The sequence below is a fragment of the Sphingopyxis terrae subsp. terrae NBRC 15098 genome, from assembly GCF_001598815.1.
In the GTDB taxonomy this organism is placed as follows: domain Bacteria; phylum Pseudomonadota; class Alphaproteobacteria; order Sphingomonadales; family Sphingomonadaceae; genus Sphingopyxis; species Sphingopyxis terrae.
Genome location: NZ_BCZQ01000008.1, coordinates 216,345 through 233,820, shown reverse-complemented (window position 1 = coordinate 233,820; position 17,476 = coordinate 216,345). Strand labels below are relative to the sequence as shown.

Below are 17,476 nucleotides of genomic sequence, written 5' to 3'. Positions count from 1 at the left end.
GCGTCCGTCCGGGGAGAGGGAGAGAGGACGGACCGGAGATGGTGTCGTGGCTTATTCGATTAGCGCGATGCAACCTGGCTGTCGGTCGCTTCATCGACGCCGGCAACCTTGAGCGCGGCGCGGAACTGCTTGGCGGCGGCGCGTTCGTTGCCCGCTTCGCACAGCTTCTTGCCGGTGGCGACGAAGCGCTTCGCGCTGGCCTGCTTGCCACCCTGCGCGCTGTCGGCGGCGGTGTTCGCCTGATCGGCAAGGCCGGTGCAGCGATAGTCGGCGCTGCCCTGCGCATAGGCCGGCGAGGTCGAAGCCATCAGGCCGCCGAAGGCGAGCGCCGAACCGGCGACGATCGCGAAAGCGGTGGGAAAGCGGCGAAAAGAGGAGAGCTGATTGGTCATGGGAGAGGTTTCCTTTCGTTTCGTTGTGCAACCTTTTTAGGCGCGCTTGCGCACTTAGATAATCCTCTATAATCTGCAAGTGCCTTGAAGCAGGATTTAACAATCCCCCATGGGGCGCTCGACGGGATCGAAGCTTTCCTGCGTGTCGCGGAAAGGCGGAGCTTTTCCGCCGCGGCAGCCGATCTGGGGGTATCTCCCTCGGCGATCAGCCAGACGATCAAGACGCTGGAAGCGCGCGTCGGCGCTCCTTTGTTCATGAGGACGACGCGCAGCGTCGGGCTGACGCAGGCGGGCGAAATGTTCCTCGAACGCGCCGCGCCTGCCTTTGCCGGGCTGGCCGACGCCTATGAAGCGGCGCGCAACCTGGGCAACCGTCCGGCGGGGCGGCTGCGCATCAACCTGATGCGCGGCGCGGTGCAGCCGATGTTCGAACCGATCATCGCGGGCTTCGTCGACGCCTATCCCGAGATCGAGCTGGAAATCTATGCCGACGATGCGCTCGCCGACCTGAGCGCCGGGGGCTTCGACGCCGGCGTCCGGATGGGCGAATCGCTCGATGCCGATGTGATCGCGATCCGCCTCACCGGCCCGTTCCGCTTCGTCGCTGCGGCCTCGCCCGCCTATCTCGACCGCTTCGGGCGTCCCGAAAGGCCGGAAGATCTGAAAGATCATCGCTGCATCCGCTTCCGCCTGGCAACGGGGGCGCTGATGCCGTGGACCTTTGCGCAGGGGAACCGCGAATTCGAGGTAGGGGTGACCGGGCCGGTTATTGTCAACGACTGGATCGCTGCGCTGGTCGCGATGCGTACCGGCGTCGCGATCGGGATGATGGCCGAGCCGATGGCGAAGAAGATGGTCGAAACGGGCGAGCTCGAACTGGTGCTCACCGACTATGCCGACGCGACCAGCGGGCTGTTCCTCTATTACCCCAGCCGCAAGCAGGTGATGCCCAAGCTGCGCGCCTTCATCGACTATGTCCGCGAATATCTGCCCGACCAGATAGGCGCCTGATCGGCCACCGGCCGCACAAATAATATTCTTCGCCGCGCGCAGAAAATTTGTGCTGGCCAAGCCGTGCAAATCGCGGCAGCTAGTTCTCAACTAAAAAAGTTGGGAAGAATCATGCTCGATCTGTCAACCTTCGATCTTGCGGCGCTGCTGCCCTTCATCCTGATCGGCTTCGCCGCGCAGCTCGTCGACGGCGCGCTCGGCATGGCGTTCGGGGTGATCTGCAACACCTTGCTCGTCGCCGTGATGGGCGTGCCGCCCGCGACGGCATCGGCGCGCATCCATGTCGTCGAGGTGTTCACGACCGCGGTGTCGGGGATCAGCCATCTGTTTCACCGCAATATCGAATGGGGCCTCTTCTTCCGTCTGCTCATCCCGGGCCTGATCGGCGGGGTGTCCGGCGCCTATCTGCTGACGTCGATCGACGGTGCGATCGTCAAACCGATCGTCCTGGCCTATCTCGTCGCCGTCGGGGTGTGGCTGCTGATCCGCGGGCTGCTCTATCCGCCGAAAATCCGCAAGCCGACGGTGATCGCACCGCTCGGCCTCATCGGGGGCTTCCTCGATGCGGCGGGCGGCGGCGGCTGGGGGCCGGTCGTGACCTCCAACCTGCTCGTCCAGGGCGCCGAACCGCGCAAGGTGATCGGCACGGTCAACAGCGTCGAATTTTTCCTGACGCTCGCGGTGTCGGCGACCTTCATCTGGCACCTCGGCCTCGACGATGTCGCGGGCGCGACGCTGGGCCTGCTGATCGGCGGCGTCTGCGCCGCCCCGATCGGCGCCTTCATGGCCAAGCGCATCGCCCCCAAGCTGATGCTCGTGCTCGTCGGCATCGTCCTGACCGCGACGAGCTGCTTCGGACTATATCGCGCGCTGATGTGATGGCGGCGCCGGCAACCGACCGGACGATCTAGGGTCAGGACCCATTGATTCCACGTTCGAGGCGTCGAAATGGCGAAGATATCGGTCCTTTGCGGGTGCAGCGGGTAGCATCGCTACCCGCAAGGCCGCGAAGGTTCGAGATCGAAGTCATTTCGGCGTCCCTGCGGGATTTGACCGATTTTGCCCATGGCAGCGTCGAAAAGACTTGAAATATATCCATATTCCTACGTCTTTTCTCCTCGCCCTGAGCAAAATCGCTTCAAACCTCGATCGCGGAATCAATGGGTCCTGACCCTAGATGCGCCGATAGCGGAAGTACCAGACCTCGTGCCCCTGCGCGCGCGCCTTGGCTTCGTAGCGCGTTTCGGGCCAGCCGCCGGGGCGGACCAGAAAGTCCTGCGCGCTTTGCGCCAGCCATTCGAACTGGTGGCGGTGGCGCCGCATCACCATCAGCGCGTGGGCGAGATAGACCGGATGGTCGGTGCCGAAGCGAAATTCGCCGCCGGGTTTCAGCTTGGCGGCGATCAGGTCGAGCGGGCCGTCGTTCATCATCCGCCGCTTGGCATGGCGCGCCTTGGGCCACGGGTCGGGGTGAAGCAGATAGGCGAAGCTCAGCGCCCCGTCGGGGATGCGGTGCAGCACCTCGAGCGCGTCGCCATGATGGATACGGACATTGGCGAGCGGCAGGCTCCGGCCATGGTCGCCCGACACATGCACCAGCGCCTGCGCGACGCCGTTGAGGAAAGGCTCGGCGCCGATGAAGCCATGGTCGGGCAACATGTCGGCGCGCCCCGCCATATGCTCGCCACCACCGAAACCGATCTCGAAATGCAGCGGGCGCCCGGCTCCTTCGGCGTCGCCGAACAGCTGGGGCGCGGTGACCGGTCCTTCGGCCGGAACCGCGATCTGCGGCAGAAGCGTGTCGATCAGATCCTGTTGCCCCGCGCGCAGGGGCTTGCCCTTCGCGCGCCCGTAAAGGCGGTTGAGCGTCGTCGGATCGCCGGATTTATAAGCCGTCATGCCGCGCGCGTTAGCCGCCTCGGGCCGAGGCGGCAAGCGCCGCGGCGGCATCAGCCGCGGAACGCCGCCTTCAGCTTGTCGGTCAGGTCGGTGCGCTCCCAGGGGAAGGCATCGCCCGACGCCTGGCGGCCGAAATGGCCATAGGCGGCGGTCTGGCGATAGATCGGCTTGTTGAGGCCAAGGTGGGTGCGGATGCCCTTCGGCGTCAGGCGGACGAGCTGCGGCAGCAGCTGCTCGAGCGCCGCCTCGGTCACGCCTTCCGCCGCGGTGCCGTGCAGATCGACATAGACCGACAGCGGCTCGGCGACGCCGATCGCGTAGCTGAGCTGGATCGTGCAGCGGCGGGCAAGGCCCGCGGCGACGATATTCTTGGCGAGGTAGCGCGTGACATAAGCCGCCGAGCGGTCGACCTTGGTCGGGTCCTTGCCGCTGAACGCCCCGCCGCCGTGCGGGCTCGCGCCGCCATAGGTGTCGACGATGATCTTGCGGCCCGTCAGGCCGGCGTCGCCATCGGGGCCGCCGATCTCGAAGCGGCCCGTGGGGTTGATGTGATAGACGGTGTTCGCGGTCAGCAGCTCGGCGGGCAACACGTCGGCGATCACGCCCAGCACATATTTGCGCAGCTCCTGATACTTCGCCTCGTCGCCCTCGCCGCCGTGGAAGAAATAGCCCGGCGCATGCTGCGTCGAAACGACGATCGCGGTCGCCTCCACCGGGCGCTCGTTGGCATAGCGCAGCGTGACCTGGCTCTTCGCATCGGGTTCGAGGAAGGGGGCGATGCCCGCCTTGCGGTCGGCCGCCATGCGTTCGAGAATCTTGTGCGCATAGTCGAGCGTTGCGGGCATCAGGTCGGGGGTTTCGTCGGACGCATAGCCGAACATGATCCCCTGGTCGCCCGCGCCTTCGTCCTTGTCGGCGCTTTCGTCGACGCCCTGCGCGATATGCGCCGACTGGCCGTGCAGATTATTTTCGAAGCGGAACTGGTTCCAGTGAAAGCCGGCCTGTTCATAGCCGATGTCTTTGACCGTGCTGCGGACGGTCGCTTCGATCTCGTCGAGCGCGCCCGGCGCCCATTCGCCATCTTCGAACACGCCCTTGCAGCGGATTTCGCCCGCCAGCACGACGAGCTGCGTCGTCGTCAGCGTTTCGCACGCCACGCGCGCTTCGGGATCCTTCGACAGGAACAGGTCGACGATCGAATCGCTGATCTGATCGGCCACCTTGTCGGGATGTCCTTCGGACACGCTTTCGGAGGTGAAGAGGAAGCTGTTGCGCATGGGGAGCCTTTTTCGGAATCGGATATAAAGGAAACTTTATGTCGCGCCGCTGTTAGCGCCCGCGCCGCCGAAAGGCAATGGCGAGTGCGAGCAGCAGCAGGCCAAAGCCGACGGGCAGCATGTTGCCGTAGCGCGCGAACAGGGTCGGTGCGTGCGCCTTTGGAATGAAGGCATCGATGCGGCCGGCGGCGTGCATCGGCAGCGCTTCGACGATCCGGCCGTCGGCGTCGATCACCGCGCTGATCCCCGTCGGCGTCGCGCGGATGACCGGCAGCCCTTCCTCGATCGCGCGCAGCCGCGCCTGCGCCAGATGCTGCGGCGGACCCCAGGCACCGAACCAGGCATCGTTCGACGGATTGAAGATGAAATCGGGGCGGTGGGCGCGGTCGACGACCTCGCCCGAAAAGATGATCTCGTAACAGATTTGCAGTCCCGCCTTGCCGAAGGCGCCAAGGTCGAGCGTATGAGGTCCGGGGCCGGGCCAGAAATCGAGATCGCCGGGGGCGAGGCGCGACAGGCCGATCGCCGAAAGCAGCGGCCGCATCGGCAGATATTCGCCATAGGGCACGAGATGCGCCTTGTCGTACCGCGGGCCGAGCGTCCCATCGGCATGGACCGTCATTACCGCGTTGCGCGCGCCCACCGCCTGTCCCGTGCGGTCGAACTCCAGCTTGAGCGCGCCGAGCAGCATCAGGTCGCCGGGGTTCATCAGCGCGGTCAACCGTCCGCGCGCCTCGGCGGGCGAGCGGTCGTAATAGATGGCGGGATAACCGGTCTCGAGATAGTCGGGTATCGCCGCCTCGGGCCACAGGATCAGCCGCGGCGCGTCCGACCGGGGCGTCGTCAGCCGCGCGAGCTTGGCGAAATTGGCGTCGGCCTTGTCGCCTTCCCACTTGTCCTGCTGTCCGACATTGGGCTGGACGACGGTGATGGGGATGATGTTCCGCGACACATAATCGCCGTTTCGGCTATTCGCATTCAGAAAAGTGACTGGCGCGACCATCAGCCCCACGGCAAGTGCCCAGGAAATAAACTGGACAATCGGTCGACCCGGGAATTTGGGTTGGCCAGGGTTGCGGAAATAGTGCCAGAGCCAGATCGCTGTGCCGATTTGGAGGGCCAGCAAACCTGACGCACCGTAGGTACCAATCCACCGGATCAGCGACGGACCTGAGAATTCCTTTAGAAGGACGACTGACAACGGATTCCACGCAAAGCCGGTAAAAGCCCAGCTTCGCAGCCATTCGGTCAGCGTCCACAGCGCTGCGAACGCCAGCGCGAATGACAGCGTCACCCCCGCCTTCGCGGGCGCGGGGCGCATGGACACCATCCAAGCCCCCCACGCCGCCAGCGCCGGATAAACCGCCAGATAGAGCGACAGCAGCACCACGGCGATCCACCCCAGCCATGCGGGCATCGCTGCCTGATAGGTAAAGGCGGTCGCAATCCAGTTGAGGCCGAGCGCGAAATGGCCGACCCCGAAGGCCCAGCCGATCCCGAAGGCACGTGCGCCCCGCGGACTCCGCGCGATGAGCAGCATCCACCCGGCGAACGCAAGCAGCGTCAGCGGCCAGAGATTCAGCGGCGCAAAACCGGTTGCGGAAATCAGACCGAGCAACAGCGCGAGCCCTTTGGGCCAGCGGTTGGCGATCGAAGCGATGCGGGTGGGGAGGCCGGTCACGCGCGCTGCTTTAGCGGGCGGCCGCGCTGCCCACAATCGTCACAGCATATATTTCATCTTGATCGACTGGCGCATGTCGCCGGTGATGGCAAAGCTCGCCGATTTGAACTTCGGCGGCCCCATGCGGATCGCCGGGTCGCGCGAAAAGCCGAAGCCTTCCTTTGGCAGGAACAGCGCCATGTCCATCTTGTTGTTGCCATTCTCGTCATGGACCACTGCGATGGCATAGGTTCCGGCGGCGACTCCGCGGATTTTGAAATCGCCGGCGTCGGCCGCCTTTACCGCCATCCGCACCGACGCCTTGTCCTTGCTGCAATCGGGAAAGGCCTTTGGGTTGGCGGTCAGGCAGACAAGAATCTGTCCCTTGACGTTGCGCAGGCCGGTAATGCTGACTTCAACCGTCGGGCCGGGCATCGGGGCGTGCGGCGGCGGCGCGGTCGCCGCGACCGGCAGTGGCAGCAGTCCCGCCAAAGCTGCCCAGCCCGATATCGGTGCCGCACGCCTTGTCCCAGAAGCGGAAGTAAAGACCATAATTCCCCCGATAGGCGGCGTGATGCTGCTCATGGTGCGTCGCCGTTATCAGCCAGCGCCCTGCCGGTCCATGAACGAGTGCGCGGGGGAACATCTCCCACCCCATATGATTGCCGACCCCCATCAGCGTCATGATCGCGAGCACGAGGCCAAGCACCGCGACATGGATGGGAACGATGAAGACCAGCGCCGGAATGACGATCGCGCCGGTGATCGCTTCCCACGGGTGAAAGCTCATCGCCGCCCATGCGGTCGGCGGCCGGCTCTGGTGATGCACGGCATGCGCGATGCGGAACAGCCGCGGCTGGTGCATCCAGCGATGCGTCCAATAAAACCATGTGTCGTGAATCAACAGATATGCGAAGAGGCTGACCGGCAGATACCAGAGCGGAAAGGCGTGGACGTCGGTGTAGATGCGCGTCCAGTCGTGCGCCTGCCATCCCCAGGCGACGATGCCCGCCGGGATGCCGTAAATCGCCGCGCTGGCAAGGCTCCAGCCGATTTCGCGCCGCATCTGCGTTTCGAGCCCGCGATAGAGACCGGGATGCTTGAGCCGCGTCGCGAGCGCAAATCCTCCGCTGCTCAGCAGATAGCGTCCACCGACGATCAGCGTCATCGCTAGCGCCGACAGCGCGATGGCGAGCGCGGCGCTCATGCGGGCGCGCTCGCGGTGCCGTCGCCGAGCGGGCGCTGCATATAGACGGTGTCGAGCCAGCGCCCATGCTTCCACCCCATGCCGACGAGGCGCCCCGCGTGGACGAAACCCGCCGCCGCATGGAGCGCGATCGAGGCAGGCTCGGCGCCGCCGATCACCGCGACCATCGTGCGGAAGCCCGATGCTTCGGCGGCGTCGAGCAGCGCGGCGAGCAAGGCCCGACCCACCCCGCGTCCTTGCTGCGTCGGGGCCACATAAATGCTGTCCTCGCACGCCCAGGCATAGGCGGCGCGCGGGCGGAACTGGCTGGCATAGGCATAGCCCACGATCTCGCCGTCGGCCGCCTCGGCGACCAGAAAGGGCCAGCCCTTTCCGCGATGCTCCGAAATCAGCGCCGCGGTGGCGAGCGTGCTCCGCGGTTCGGTGTCGTAGCTGGCGGTTCCGTGCGCGACATGGTGCGCATAGATTGCGGCAATGGCCCTGGCATCGTCGGGGGTCGCGGAGCGGATGACGGGATCGGGCGCTGCCATGCGAAAGCGATAGCCGCTCGCCGCCAGCCTCGCTAGGGCTGCTGGATGAACGGCGCCGATTCCGACTCTTGCGACATCGCCATCGTCGGCGGCGGGCTCGCCGGCGGGCTGGCAACGCTCGCGCTGGCGCGGCGGCGCCCCGATCTCGACGTGCGGCTGATCGAGCCGGGGCCGGTCGGCGGCAATCATCTCTGGTCCTTTTTCGACGGCGACGTCGCGGCGCGCGACCGCTGGCTGATCGAGCCGCTGATCGCGCATCGCTGGAGCGGCTATGACGTTGCCTTTCCCGCCTATCGCCGCGCGATTGCCATGGCCTACAACAGCATCGACAGCGAAACGCTGGCGGAGGCGGTCGCCGCGCTGTTGCCGCCCGAACGGCTGATCGCGAAGGCGGCGACGCGGCTCGCGCCGCAATCGGTACTGCTGGAGGGGGGCGACCGGCTCGCCGCGCGCCACGTCATCGACGCGCGCGGGGTCGGCGACCTCGCGGGGGTCGATTGCGGCTGGCAGAAATTCGTCGGGCAGGCGCTGCGCGTCGCGGGCGGACACGGCCTCACCCAGCCCGTGGTGATGGATGCTACGGTCGATCAGATCGGCGGCTATCGCTTCGTCTATTGCCTGCCCTTCGATGCCGAGACCGTCTTCGTCGAGGACACTTATTATGGCGACAACGCCGACCTCGACGTCGGCGCGGTCCGCGGCCGGATCGCCGATTATGCGGCGGCGCGCGGGTGGACGGTCAGTGCAGTCGCGCGCGAGGAAACCGGATGGCTGCCCGTCGTCATGGCCGGCGATTTCGACGCGATCTGGCCGCGGGACGACGCCGTGGCGCGTATCGGCGTGCGCGCGGGGCGCTTTCACGCAACGACCGGCTATTCGCTGCCCGACGCGGTACGCACCGCGGCGGCGCTGCCCGCGCTCGTCGACCGTGCCGATCTCGGCGCGCGGCTGCGCACCGATGCGGCGACGGCTTGGCAGCGCCAGCGCTTCTACCGCATGCTCGGCGCGATGCTGTTCCGCGCGGCGGAACCGGCCGAGCGCTATCGCATCTTCCAGCGCTTCTATCGCCTGTCGCCCGCGCTGATCGCGCGTTTCTATGCCGGCGCGTCGAGCGGTGCCGACCGGTTGCGGCTCTTGTCGGGCCGCCCGCCGGTGCCTATCGGACGCGCAATCAGGGCAATCGGGAGTTTCGACTGGCTATGACGCGAAGGGCCATCGTTATCGGTGCCGGATTCGGCGGGCTTGCGCTCGCGATCCGGCTCCAGTCGGCGGGGATCGCGACCACGGTGGTCGAAGCGCGCGACAAGCCCGGCGGGCGCGCCTATCATTGGCGGCGCGAGGGCTTTACCTTCGACGCCGGGCCGACCGTCATCACCGACCCGCCCTGCCTCAATGAACTTTGGGCGCTCAGCGGTCAGGACATGGCGGCCGACGTCGATCTTGTGCCCGTCACCCCCTTTTACCGGCTGAACTGGCCCGACGGCACCAACTTCGATTATTCGAATGACGAAGCGGCGCTGCGCGCCGAAATCGCAAAGCTCGATCCCGCCGATGTCGCGGGGTACGAGCGCTTCCTCGACTATTCGCGCGGCGTTTACGAAGAAGGCTATGTGAAGCTCGGTTCGGTCGCTTTCCTCGATTTCGCCGCGATGCTGCGCGCGGCGCCCGCGCTCGCGAAATATCAGGCATGGCGCAGCGTCTATTCGATCGTCTCCTCTTATGTGAAGGACGAACGGCTGCGGCAGGCGCTGTCGTTCCACACGCTGCTCGTCGGCGGCAATCCGATGACGACCAGCAGCATCTATGCGCTGATCCACACGATCGAAAAGGACGGCGGCGTGTGGTTCGCGCGCGGCGGCACCAACGCGCTGGTCGCGGCGATGGTGCGATTGTTCGAGCGGCTGGGCGGGGTGCTGCGGCTGGGCGATCCGGTGGCGCGGATCGAGACGCGGGGCGATCGCGCGACCGGGGTGACGACCGCCGGCGGCTGGCAGGGCGCGGCCGACATGGTCGCGTGCAACGGCGACCTGATGCACAGCTACAGGGATCTTCTCGACCATTCGCGCGGGGCAAAGGTCGCCAAAAGCCTGGCGCGCAAGCGCTGGTCGCCATCGCTCTTCGTCGTCCATTTCGGGACGAAGGGCGACTATCCGGACGTCGCGCACCACAGCATCCTCTTCGGCCCGCGCTACAAGGGGCTGCTCGATGACATCTATGGCGGGAGGGTCCCCGACGATTTCTCGCTCTACCTCCATCATCCCAGCATCACCGATCCCGGCATGGCGCCCCCCGACCATTCGACTTTCTACGCGCTTGCCCCCGTCGCGCATCTCGGCAAGGCGAAGGCCGACTGGGACGGCGATTTCGGCGCGCGTTTTGCCGACGCGATCCTGGACGAGGTCGAACGCCGCGTCGCGCCCGGCCTCCGCGCCAATCTCGTCACGCGTTTTCACTATACGCCCGCCGATTTTGGCCGCGATCTGTCGGCGCATCTTGGCAGCGCCTTCAGCCTCGAACCCGTGCTATGGCAGAGCGCGTGGTTTCGCGCCCATAATCGCGACGATATGATTTCGAACCTTTACTTCGTCGGCGCCGGGACGCATCCGGGCGCCGGTATTCCGGGTGTCGTCGGCAGCGCGAAGGCGACCGCCCAATTGATGTTGGAAGAATGATGAAACGCATTGCCGTCTATTGCGGGTCCGCAACCCCCGAAGACCCGATCTATATGGAAACCGCGCGCCACGTCGGCCGGACGCTGGCGAGCCGCGGCATCGGGGTCGTCTATGGCGGCGGCCGGCTCGGGCTGATGGGTGCGGTCGCCGACAGCGCCCTCGAAGCGGGCGGCGAGGTGATCGGGGTGATCCCCGATGCGCTGGTCGGGACCGAGGTCGCGCATCGCGGCTGCACCGAACTGCACGTCGTTTCGGGAATGCACGAACGCAAGAAGATGTTCACCGACCTGTCGGACGGCTTTCTGACCATCCCCGGCGGCGTCGGGACGATGGATGAATTGTGGGAAGCGATCAGCTGGGCGCAGCTCGGCTATCATGCCAAGCCCGTCGGGCTGCTCAACGCCGCGGGCTTCTATAACGATCTGATCGCCTTCAATCGCCGGATGATCGATGTCGGTTTCATCCGGCCTGCGCACGCCGGGATCATGATCGTCGATGCGGGAATCGACGAACTGCTCGACAAGATGGCCGCTTACCAGCCGCACGAGCCGATCTTCGCGATGAAGGCCGACGATCTGTAATGACCGCGGCGGGGGGCTATGATGCGGCGGCCCTGCACCGCTTTGCGCACGACAGCATCGCGCGCGGGTCGAAAAGCTTTGCGCTCGCCAGCCGGCTGTTCGACCGGCGGACACGCGAACGGGTGCTGCTGCTCTATGCCTGGTGCCGCGCCGCCGACGATCTGACCGACGGGCAGGATCATGGCGGCACCATGCGCGCGGGGCACGACGCGGTGGCGGCGGTCGCGCGCATCCGCGACCTGACCGATCGCGCCTTTGCCGGGGATCCTACCGGCGATCCCGCCTTCGACGCGCTCGGCCTGTTGCTGACCGAGGTCGCGATCCCGCGCGCGGTGATCGACGACATCGTCGCAGGCTTCGAACTCGACGCCGCCGACTGGCGCCCGCGCAGCGAGGCCGATCTGTTGCGCTATTGCTATCATGTCGCGGGCGCAGTGGGCGTCGCGATGGCGCTCGTCATGGGGGTCGATCCGGCCGACGAAACGACGCTCGACCGTGCGTCCGACCTCGGCTTGGCGTTCCAGCTCGCCAATATCGCGCGCGACATTGCCGAAGATGCGGCGGCCGACCGCTGCTATCTGCCGGTCGACTGGCTGGTCGAACTGGATATTCCGCCGGGTCAGCATATGCATCCGGCCTTTCGCCCGCGCCTTGCCGTGATGGCGAAATGGCTCGCCGAAATGGCCGGAGAATATGAAGCGTCGGCGCGCTGGGGCGCGCGCAAGCTGCCGCCGCGCAGCCGCTGGGCGGTGCTTGCGGCGGCGGGCATCTATGGCGACATCGCGCGCGCGGTGCGGCGGCGCGGCGATCATGCGTGGGACCATCGCACCGCGACGACGCGCGCCGCGAAATTCGGCTGGGTGGCGCGCGCCGGCTGGTCGGTGCTGCGCCGCCCGCCGCTGCGGCGGATCGCCCGCGACGGGCTGTGGACCCGCCCGCGGTTCGCCGGTGATGCGGAGGCGGCGCAATGAGCCAGCTCGAATGGCTGGCCGCCGCGCTCGTCCTGATCAACGTCGCGCTGGTCGCAATGCGCAAGGTGTGGAACTATCCTTTCGCGCTCGCTGCCGTCACCCTCTATGCCTTCGTTTTCTACGAAGCGAAGCTGTACAGCGACATGCTGCTCCAGGGATTTTTCTTCGTCCTCAATCTTTACGGCTGGCTCAGCTGGGTCCGCGCGCGCGACGACAGCGGCGTGCCCGTCGGATGGATGCCCGGCCGCGATCGCTGGCGGTGGGGCGCCGCCGTTGCGGCGGCCTGGGTCGTGTGGAGTTCGGCGATGCACCGCTACACCGACGCCGCGGCGCCGTGGATCGACGGCGGCATCGCGATGCTCAGCATCGCGGCGCAATGGCTGCTCGCGCGGCGCCGCGTCGAAAGCTGGTGGCTGTGGATTCTGGTCGATCTGATCGCGGTGCCGCTGTTCGCGTGGCGCGGCCTTTATGCGACCAGCGCGGTCTATATCGTCCTGCTGGGACTGTCGATCGACGGGCTGATCCAGTGGCGCCGCGCCGCCGCCGCGCCCGCGGCGATGCCGGCATGACGCGCCATATCTGCCTCCACGGCGCCGAATCGACCGGCAAGTCGAAGCTGGCGCCGCGCCTTGCCGCGCGTCTCGGCGGCGTGGTCGTCCCCGAATATGGCCGCACCTATTGCGAAGCGAACGGTACCGATCTCGAAGCCGGCGACCTGCTCGCCATCTTCCACGGCCACATCGCCGCGACGAAGCTTGCCCTCGCGCAAGCTCCGGCGTGGATGATTTCGGACACCGATCCGCTGATGACCCAGGCGTGGGCGATCATGTTGCTCGGTCGGCGTTTGCCCGAAATCGACACCTGGAGTGATGTCGCCGACTTCTATCTCGTCCCCGCGCTCGACCTGCCGTGGCGCGAGGACGGCACGCGGCTGTTCGGCAGCGACCTTGCGCGGCGGCAGTTCATGGACGTTGCGATCGCCGAACTCGACCGCCGCCGTCTGCCTTGGGCCTGGGTCGAAGGCGACGGCGACGCTCGCCTCGAAAGCGCGCTCGCCGCGATCGCGGCGGCGGGGCTCGATCGATAGCCCGCGCACGAAAAAGCCCGCCTTCGGTGCGAAGGCGGGCTTTTGCAGAAACGCCTTTGGCGCTTACTTCTTTTCGGGCGGCGCCACGGTGATGCGCACCCGTTCGCCCGAATTGCCGGGGAAGTTGGTGAACATCGCCTCGACCAGGTTGGGAACGATCTGCGTCAGGTCATTGTCGCGCGACTGCGCCTGCGCATGGCCTTCGAACAGTCGATAGCCGTCGGCGGCGCGGCTGATCTGCAGGTTGAGGTCGCTGGTGTAGACGGTGAAGCTTTCGACGTCGTTATAGCCCCAGCTCGGGCCGAAGCCGCCCCACATGAAGGGGTCGCGCCAGCCGTAGATATAGCGGCGTCCCCGCGGGCCGCGCACGATCACGGGCGGCGAATAGAAGCCGCGACCGTAATAGCCGCCGTACCAAGGATTGCCGAAACCGGGCGAGGAGACGACGCGTTCGCGCCCCTTGTCGATACCATAATCCATGCGCACGACCATGTCGGCCTTTTCGCCGGGGGCAGCGGGACGATAGCCATAGCGCGTCAGTTCGCCCGCGACGAGCGTCGCATATTGGTTGAACTCGATCCCGCCCTGCAGCGCCGGGTCATTCGCCTCGATCGCGAAGCTCTGCCCCTGCGGTGCGGGAAGCTGGGTCTGGAAGCGCGCAACATCGGCGCGGAAGGGCGTGGCGGCACAGCCTGCCATCACCAGCGCCGCGCCGGTCATGGCGGCGAGTCCCAGACGCCGAAAGATTGTCTTGCTCATCATCATGCTCCGTGATTCGGTGCGCGCACAGCACACACCGTTTATAGCATGACTACGCCGGTGCGGCTGAACCTTGGTTTAACCCGCTTCGTCGCAGCTCCGTTCCACGCAGACAATGACTTAGCGGCAAAGGCCCAAGACCTTATATGTGGTGTCGAGCGTCGGCTTTGCAAGCGCGCGTGCCTTGTCGGCGCCCTTGTCGAGGATCGCGTCGAGCGCCGCCTGGTCGTCCTTGAGCGCGACGAAGCGCGCGTTGATCGGCGCCAGCCGCTCGACCAGCAGCTCGCCGAGCGCGGGCTTGAACGCGCCGAAGCCCTGCCCGCCGAACTGTTGCAGCACCGCGTCGGTGCTCGAGTCGGCAAGCGTGGCGTAAATCCCGACCAGATTGCGCGCCTCGGGCCGCCCCTCCAGCCCTGCGGCCTCCGACGGCAGCGGTTCGGGATCGGTCTTCGCCTTCTTCACCTTCTGCATCATCGTGTCGGCGTCGTCGGTCAGGTTGATGCGGCTCATGTCCGACGGATCGGATTTCGACATCTTGGCCGACCCGTCGCGCAGGCTCATGATCCGTGCGGCGTCGGGCGGGATGATCGGTTCGGGCAGGGTGAAGACCGGGTCTTCCGCGCTTGCATAATCATTGTTGAACTTCTGCGCGATGTCGCGCGCCAGCTCCAGATGCTGCTTCTGGTCCTCGCCGACGGGAACGTGCGTCGCCTGATAGAGCAGCACGTCGGCCGCCTGCAGCACCGGATAGGTGTAGAGTGCCGCCGAGGCGCCCTCGCGATTCTTGCCCGACTTGTCCTTGAACTGCGTCATCCGGTTAAGCCAGCCGATCCGCGCGGTGCCGTTGAGCAGCCATTGCAGCTCGGCATGCGCGGGGACGCGCGCCTGGTTGAACAGGGTCGAACGGTCGGGGTCGATGCCGCAGGCGACGAGCGCCGCAGTCATCGCGCGGGTGTTTGCGGTCAGATCGGCCGGGACGTGCGGCATCGAGATTGCGTGCAGGTCGGCCAGAAAGAACAGACAGTCGCCGCCTTCGCTCGCCACCTGATCCTGCATCCGCACCCAGTTGCGGATCGCGCCCAGATAATTGCCGAGGTGCAAATTTCCGGTGGGCTGAATGCCCGAAACGATCCGCATGTCTTACTCCTGTGTTGGCGCGGGCTTGCCGCGCCGCCGCGTCAGCATGGCGACCAGATCCTTGTCAAGCGCACCGACAAGGAAAGCCACGGCGAAAAAGGTCGCGCCGCCCGCCAGCACGAGCGCGGCGAGCGCGCCGACCCGTTCGGCGACATTGCCGCCATAATAGGGGGCGACGACGGGCATCAGCCAGACGAGCAGCGCCGACATCGCTGCGACCGCGACGATCTGCCGCGCGATCCGGCTCGCCAGCCGGGCGGTGAAATGGAACCAGCCGCGGCGGTGGAGCACGGCATAGAGCAGCAGGCAGTTGAAGCTTGCCGACGCTGCGGTCGCCCCCGCGAGCCCGACGATGCCATAGCGTTCGACGACATAGAGGTTGATCGCAATATTGAGGGTGAGCGCGGCGAGCGCGGTCCACACCGGCGTCCGCGTGTCTTCGCGCGCGAAGAAGCCGGGGTTCAATATCTTGACGATCACATAGGCCGGCAGCCCCGCGACCAGTGCCACGACGATATGGGCCATGATTGCGCCGTCGGCCGCGGTGAATTTGCCGCCGACGAAAAAGGCGGTGACGAAGGCGGGCGCGCAAATGGCAAGCGCCGCGGCGGCGGGCAGGGTGAGCAGCGTCGCCATTTCAAAGGCATTGCTCTGCAGCCGCTGCGCCTCGGCGGCGTCGCCGCTGTGAATATGGCGCGACAGCATCGGCAGGATCGCGGTGCCGAGCGCGATGCCGACGATGCCGAGCGGCAACTGGTTGAGCCGGTCGGCGAGCTTGAGCAACGTCAGCGACCCCTGCGGCAGCGAGGTGGCGAAGAAGGTGTCGACGAACTGGCTGATCTGATAGATGCCCGCGCCGAATGTGGCGGGGAGGATCAGCATGCCCAGCCGCCGGACCTCGGGCGTCAGTCGCGGCAGCCGCAGATGCAGGCGCAGTCCGGCACGGCGCACCGCCCACCACAGATAGGCAAGCTGGACGACCCCGGCGAGGCTGACCGCCACCGCGAGCGCGATCGCGACGATCCGGTCGTCGTGGCTGTCGCCGCGCAGCCACCAGCCGGTGATGATCCCGCCGATCAGCACGATGTTGAGGAGGACGGGCGCAAAGGCGCCGGGCGCAAAGCGCGACCGCGCGTTGAGCAGGCCCGACAGCATCGCGAGGAGGCTGATCAGCGCCAGATAGGGAAAGGTGACGCGGCTGAGGAAGACCGCCAGCTCGAATTTGCCCGGAACGCTGCCGAAATCGCGCGCGAGGACCCAAACGATTCCCGGCATTACGGCCATCATCACGCCCGAAAAGACGAGCAGCGTCCACAGGAAGACCGACAGGACATCGTCGGCGAAGCGCGCCGCCGCCGCTTCGCCGTCGCCTTCGCTGCCGTGCAGCGCGCGGCTGTACATCGGCACGAAGGCGACCGAGAAAGCGCCCTCGGCAAACAGGCGCCGAAAGGTGTTGGGCAGGGTGAAGGCGAGCTGAAAGGCGTCGGCCGCCAGCCCGGCTCCGAGCACGCGCGCGAGCAGCATGTCGCGCGCGAAGCCGAAGATCCGGCTGAGCAGCGTCAGCCCGCCGATCGTCCCGACGCTCTTGACCAGGCTGCTCATCGGATCAGCCGGCCGCCGCGGCCGGGATCAGGCCTGGCCGACCGGCGCGGCGTCGCCCGCCTGTTCGGCCTGCGCCTGCACCTGCTGCATGAACAGGCCGTGGAAATCGATCGGGTCGAGCAGCAGCGGCTGGAAACCGCCGTCGCGCACGACGTCGGCAACGACGCGGCGTGCGAAGGGGAACAGGATGCGCGGCGCTTCGGCGAGGAAGAAGGGCTGCAGCTGGTCGTCGGGGACGTTGCGCACGCCGAACAGGCCCGCATATTTGAGCTCGATGACGAAGGCCGTGCCTTCGTCATGCTTGGCGGTGACGTCGATCTTCAGCGTCACTTCGAACAGATTGTCGCCGACGCCATCGGCGGCGATGTTGAACTGGACATCCATCTGCGGCGCCGACTGCCACTGGAAAACCGCCGGAGCATTGGGGTTTTCGAACGACAGATCCTTCACATATTGCGAGATCAGGCCGATCGCGGGGCTGGTGTCTTCGCCATTCGCCTGCGGTGCGGGATTGATGTCGATGCTGGTCTCGTCGGCCATGTCAGATGCGCTTTCGTTGAAACGATGGATGAAATGTGGGTCACCGTCCGCAGGCCGTGCAAGGCCCGCGTCAAATGGTTGCGGCGGCGCTTAGCAGCGGCGGCGCGCCAGCACAATGGCTGCAAGAGCCGCGGCCCGGCGCCCGGCGAAG

19 protein-coding genes are annotated in these 17,476 nt (G+C 66.4%); 8 read left to right on the top strand and 11 right to left on the bottom strand.

The window, feature by feature from the left end; translation table 11 throughout:
• Nucleotides 1–59: 59 nt before the first annotated feature.
• On the bottom strand, nt 60–392 hold the full coding sequence (locus tag STE01S_RS07020) for a hypothetical protein (protein ID WP_003041839.1): 333 nt from the start codon (nt 390–392) through the stop codon (nt 60–62).
• A gap of 84 nt (nt 393–476) precedes the next feature.
• Here STE01S_RS07020 and STE01S_RS07015 point away from each other — a divergent pair, with 84 nt between their 5' ends.
• Both STE01S_RS07015 and STE01S_RS07010 read left to right on the top strand, forming a co-directional pair.
• Entirely contained in the window at nt 477–1,403 is a 927-nt protein-coding gene (locus STE01S_RS07015; RefSeq protein ID WP_003041844.1) for a LysR family transcriptional regulator, read from the top strand.
• 111 nt (nt 1,404–1,514) lie between these two features.
• Nucleotides 1,515–2,282 carry a sulfite exporter TauE/SafE family protein gene (locus STE01S_RS07010; protein ID WP_062766282.1) on the top strand — a complete coding sequence of 256 codons (768 nt, stop codon included), beginning with the start codon at nt 1,515–1,517 and terminating at the stop codon, nt 2,280–2,282.
• Between the two features lie 294 nt (nt 2,283–2,576).
• On the opposite strand, the gene trmB is transcribed toward STE01S_RS07010, so the two are convergent.
• The 6 genes from trmB to STE01S_RS06980 are packed head-to-tail and all read right to left on the bottom strand — an operon-like array spanning nt 2,577 to nt 7,976.
• Nucleotides 2,577–3,302 carry a tRNA (guanine(46)-N(7))-methyltransferase TrmB gene (gene trmB / locus STE01S_RS07005; protein ID WP_062766279.1) on the bottom strand — a complete coding sequence of 242 codons (726 nt, stop codon included), beginning with the start codon at nt 3,300–3,302 and terminating at the stop codon, nt 2,577–2,579.
• A gap of 50 nt (nt 3,303–3,352) precedes the next feature.
• Nucleotides 3,353–4,579: a methionine adenosyltransferase gene (gene metK, locus STE01S_RS07000; RefSeq protein ID WP_062766276.1), complete on the bottom strand. Its 1,227-nt coding sequence runs from the start codon at nt 4,577–4,579 to the stop codon at nt 3,353–3,355.
• Between the two features lie 52 nt (nt 4,580–4,631).
• A complete protein-coding gene (gene lnt, locus STE01S_RS06995) occupies nt 4,632–6,260 on the bottom strand; it encodes an apolipoprotein N-acyltransferase (protein WP_062766273.1) in 1,629 nt (542 codons plus the stop codon).
• A 39-nt stretch (nt 6,261–6,299) separates the two neighbouring features.
• A complete protein-coding gene (locus tag STE01S_RS06990; RefSeq protein ID WP_062766374.1) occupies nt 6,300–6,674 on the bottom strand; it encodes a DUF2141 domain-containing protein in 375 nt (124 codons plus the stop codon).
• Nucleotides 6,655–7,446 carry a sterol desaturase family protein gene (locus STE01S_RS06985; protein WP_062766270.1) on the bottom strand — a complete coding sequence of 264 codons (792 nt, stop codon included), beginning with the start codon at nt 7,444–7,446 and terminating at the stop codon, nt 6,655–6,657. The genes STE01S_RS06990 and STE01S_RS06985 overlap by 20 nt, the downstream gene beginning before the upstream one ends.
• Nucleotides 7,443–7,976 (bottom strand): GNAT family N-acetyltransferase, encoded by a 534-nt coding sequence (locus tag STE01S_RS06980; RefSeq protein ID WP_062766267.1) that lies wholly within the window; start codon nt 7,974–7,976, stop codon nt 7,443–7,445. Before STE01S_RS06980 ends, STE01S_RS06985 begins: the two co-directional genes overlap by 4 nt.
• Nucleotides 7,977–8,021: 45 nt before the next feature.
• Between STE01S_RS06980 and crtY the strand changes: the two genes are divergently transcribed.
• From crtY to STE01S_RS06950, 6 genes are read left to right on the top strand one after another with little or no spacing between them, the layout of a single operon-like run.
• Nucleotides 8,022–9,179 carry a lycopene beta-cyclase CrtY gene (gene crtY / locus STE01S_RS06975; protein ID WP_062766265.1) on the top strand — a complete coding sequence of 386 codons (1,158 nt, stop codon included), beginning with the start codon at nt 8,022–8,024 and terminating at the stop codon, nt 9,177–9,179.
• Nucleotides 9,176–10,648: a phytoene desaturase gene (locus STE01S_RS06970; RefSeq protein ID WP_062766262.1), complete on the top strand. Its 1,473-nt coding sequence runs from the start codon at nt 9,176–9,178 to the stop codon at nt 10,646–10,648. Before crtY ends, STE01S_RS06970 begins: the two co-directional genes overlap by 4 nt.
• Nucleotides 10,648–11,229: an LOG family protein gene (locus tag STE01S_RS06965; RefSeq protein ID WP_003041684.1), complete on the top strand. Its 582-nt coding sequence runs from the start codon at nt 10,648–10,650 to the stop codon at nt 11,227–11,229. Before STE01S_RS06970 ends, STE01S_RS06965 begins: the two co-directional genes overlap by 1 nt.
• Entirely contained in the window at nt 11,229–12,200 is a 972-nt protein-coding gene (locus STE01S_RS06960; protein ID WP_062766259.1) for a phytoene/squalene synthase family protein, read from the top strand. Before STE01S_RS06965 ends, STE01S_RS06960 begins: the two co-directional genes overlap by 1 nt.
• Complete coding sequence (gene pnuC / locus STE01S_RS06955; protein WP_062766256.1) at nt 12,197–12,769, top strand: nicotinamide riboside transporter PnuC; 573 nt, start codon at nt 12,197–12,199, stop codon at nt 12,767–12,769. Before STE01S_RS06960 ends, pnuC begins: the two co-directional genes overlap by 4 nt.
• Nucleotides 12,766–13,287 carry an AAA family ATPase gene (locus STE01S_RS06950; RefSeq protein WP_040589656.1) on the top strand — a complete coding sequence of 174 codons (522 nt, stop codon included), beginning with the start codon at nt 12,766–12,768 and terminating at the stop codon, nt 13,285–13,287. The genes pnuC and STE01S_RS06950 overlap by 4 nt, the downstream gene beginning before the upstream one ends.
• A 63-nt stretch (nt 13,288–13,350) precedes the next feature.
• Here STE01S_RS06950 and STE01S_RS06945 read toward each other — a convergent pair whose 3' ends face one another.
• The 4 genes from STE01S_RS06945 to secB all read right to left on the bottom strand — a co-directional run bounded on the left by STE01S_RS06945 (nt 13,351) and on the right by secB (nt 17,325).
• On the bottom strand, nt 13,351–14,052 hold the full coding sequence (locus STE01S_RS06945; protein ID WP_082813247.1) for a DUF4136 domain-containing protein: 702 nt from the start codon (nt 14,050–14,052) through the stop codon (nt 13,351–13,353).
• 114 nt (nt 14,053–14,166) lie between these two features.
• Entirely contained in the window at nt 14,167–15,183 is a 1,017-nt protein-coding gene (gene trpS / locus STE01S_RS06940) for a tryptophan--tRNA ligase (RefSeq protein WP_062766253.1), read from the bottom strand.
• A 3-nt stretch (nt 15,184–15,186) separates the two neighbouring features.
• Nucleotides 15,187–16,785, bottom strand: a complete 1,599-nt coding sequence (gene murJ, locus STE01S_RS06935; protein WP_062766250.1) for a murein biosynthesis integral membrane protein MurJ — start codon at nt 16,783–16,785, stop codon at nt 15,187–15,189.
• 27 nt (nt 16,786–16,812) lie between these two features.
• Entirely contained in the window at nt 16,813–17,325 is a 513-nt protein-coding gene (gene secB, locus STE01S_RS06930) for a protein-export chaperone SecB (RefSeq protein WP_003041665.1), read from the bottom strand.
• Nucleotides 17,326–17,476: the final 151 nt, after the last annotated feature.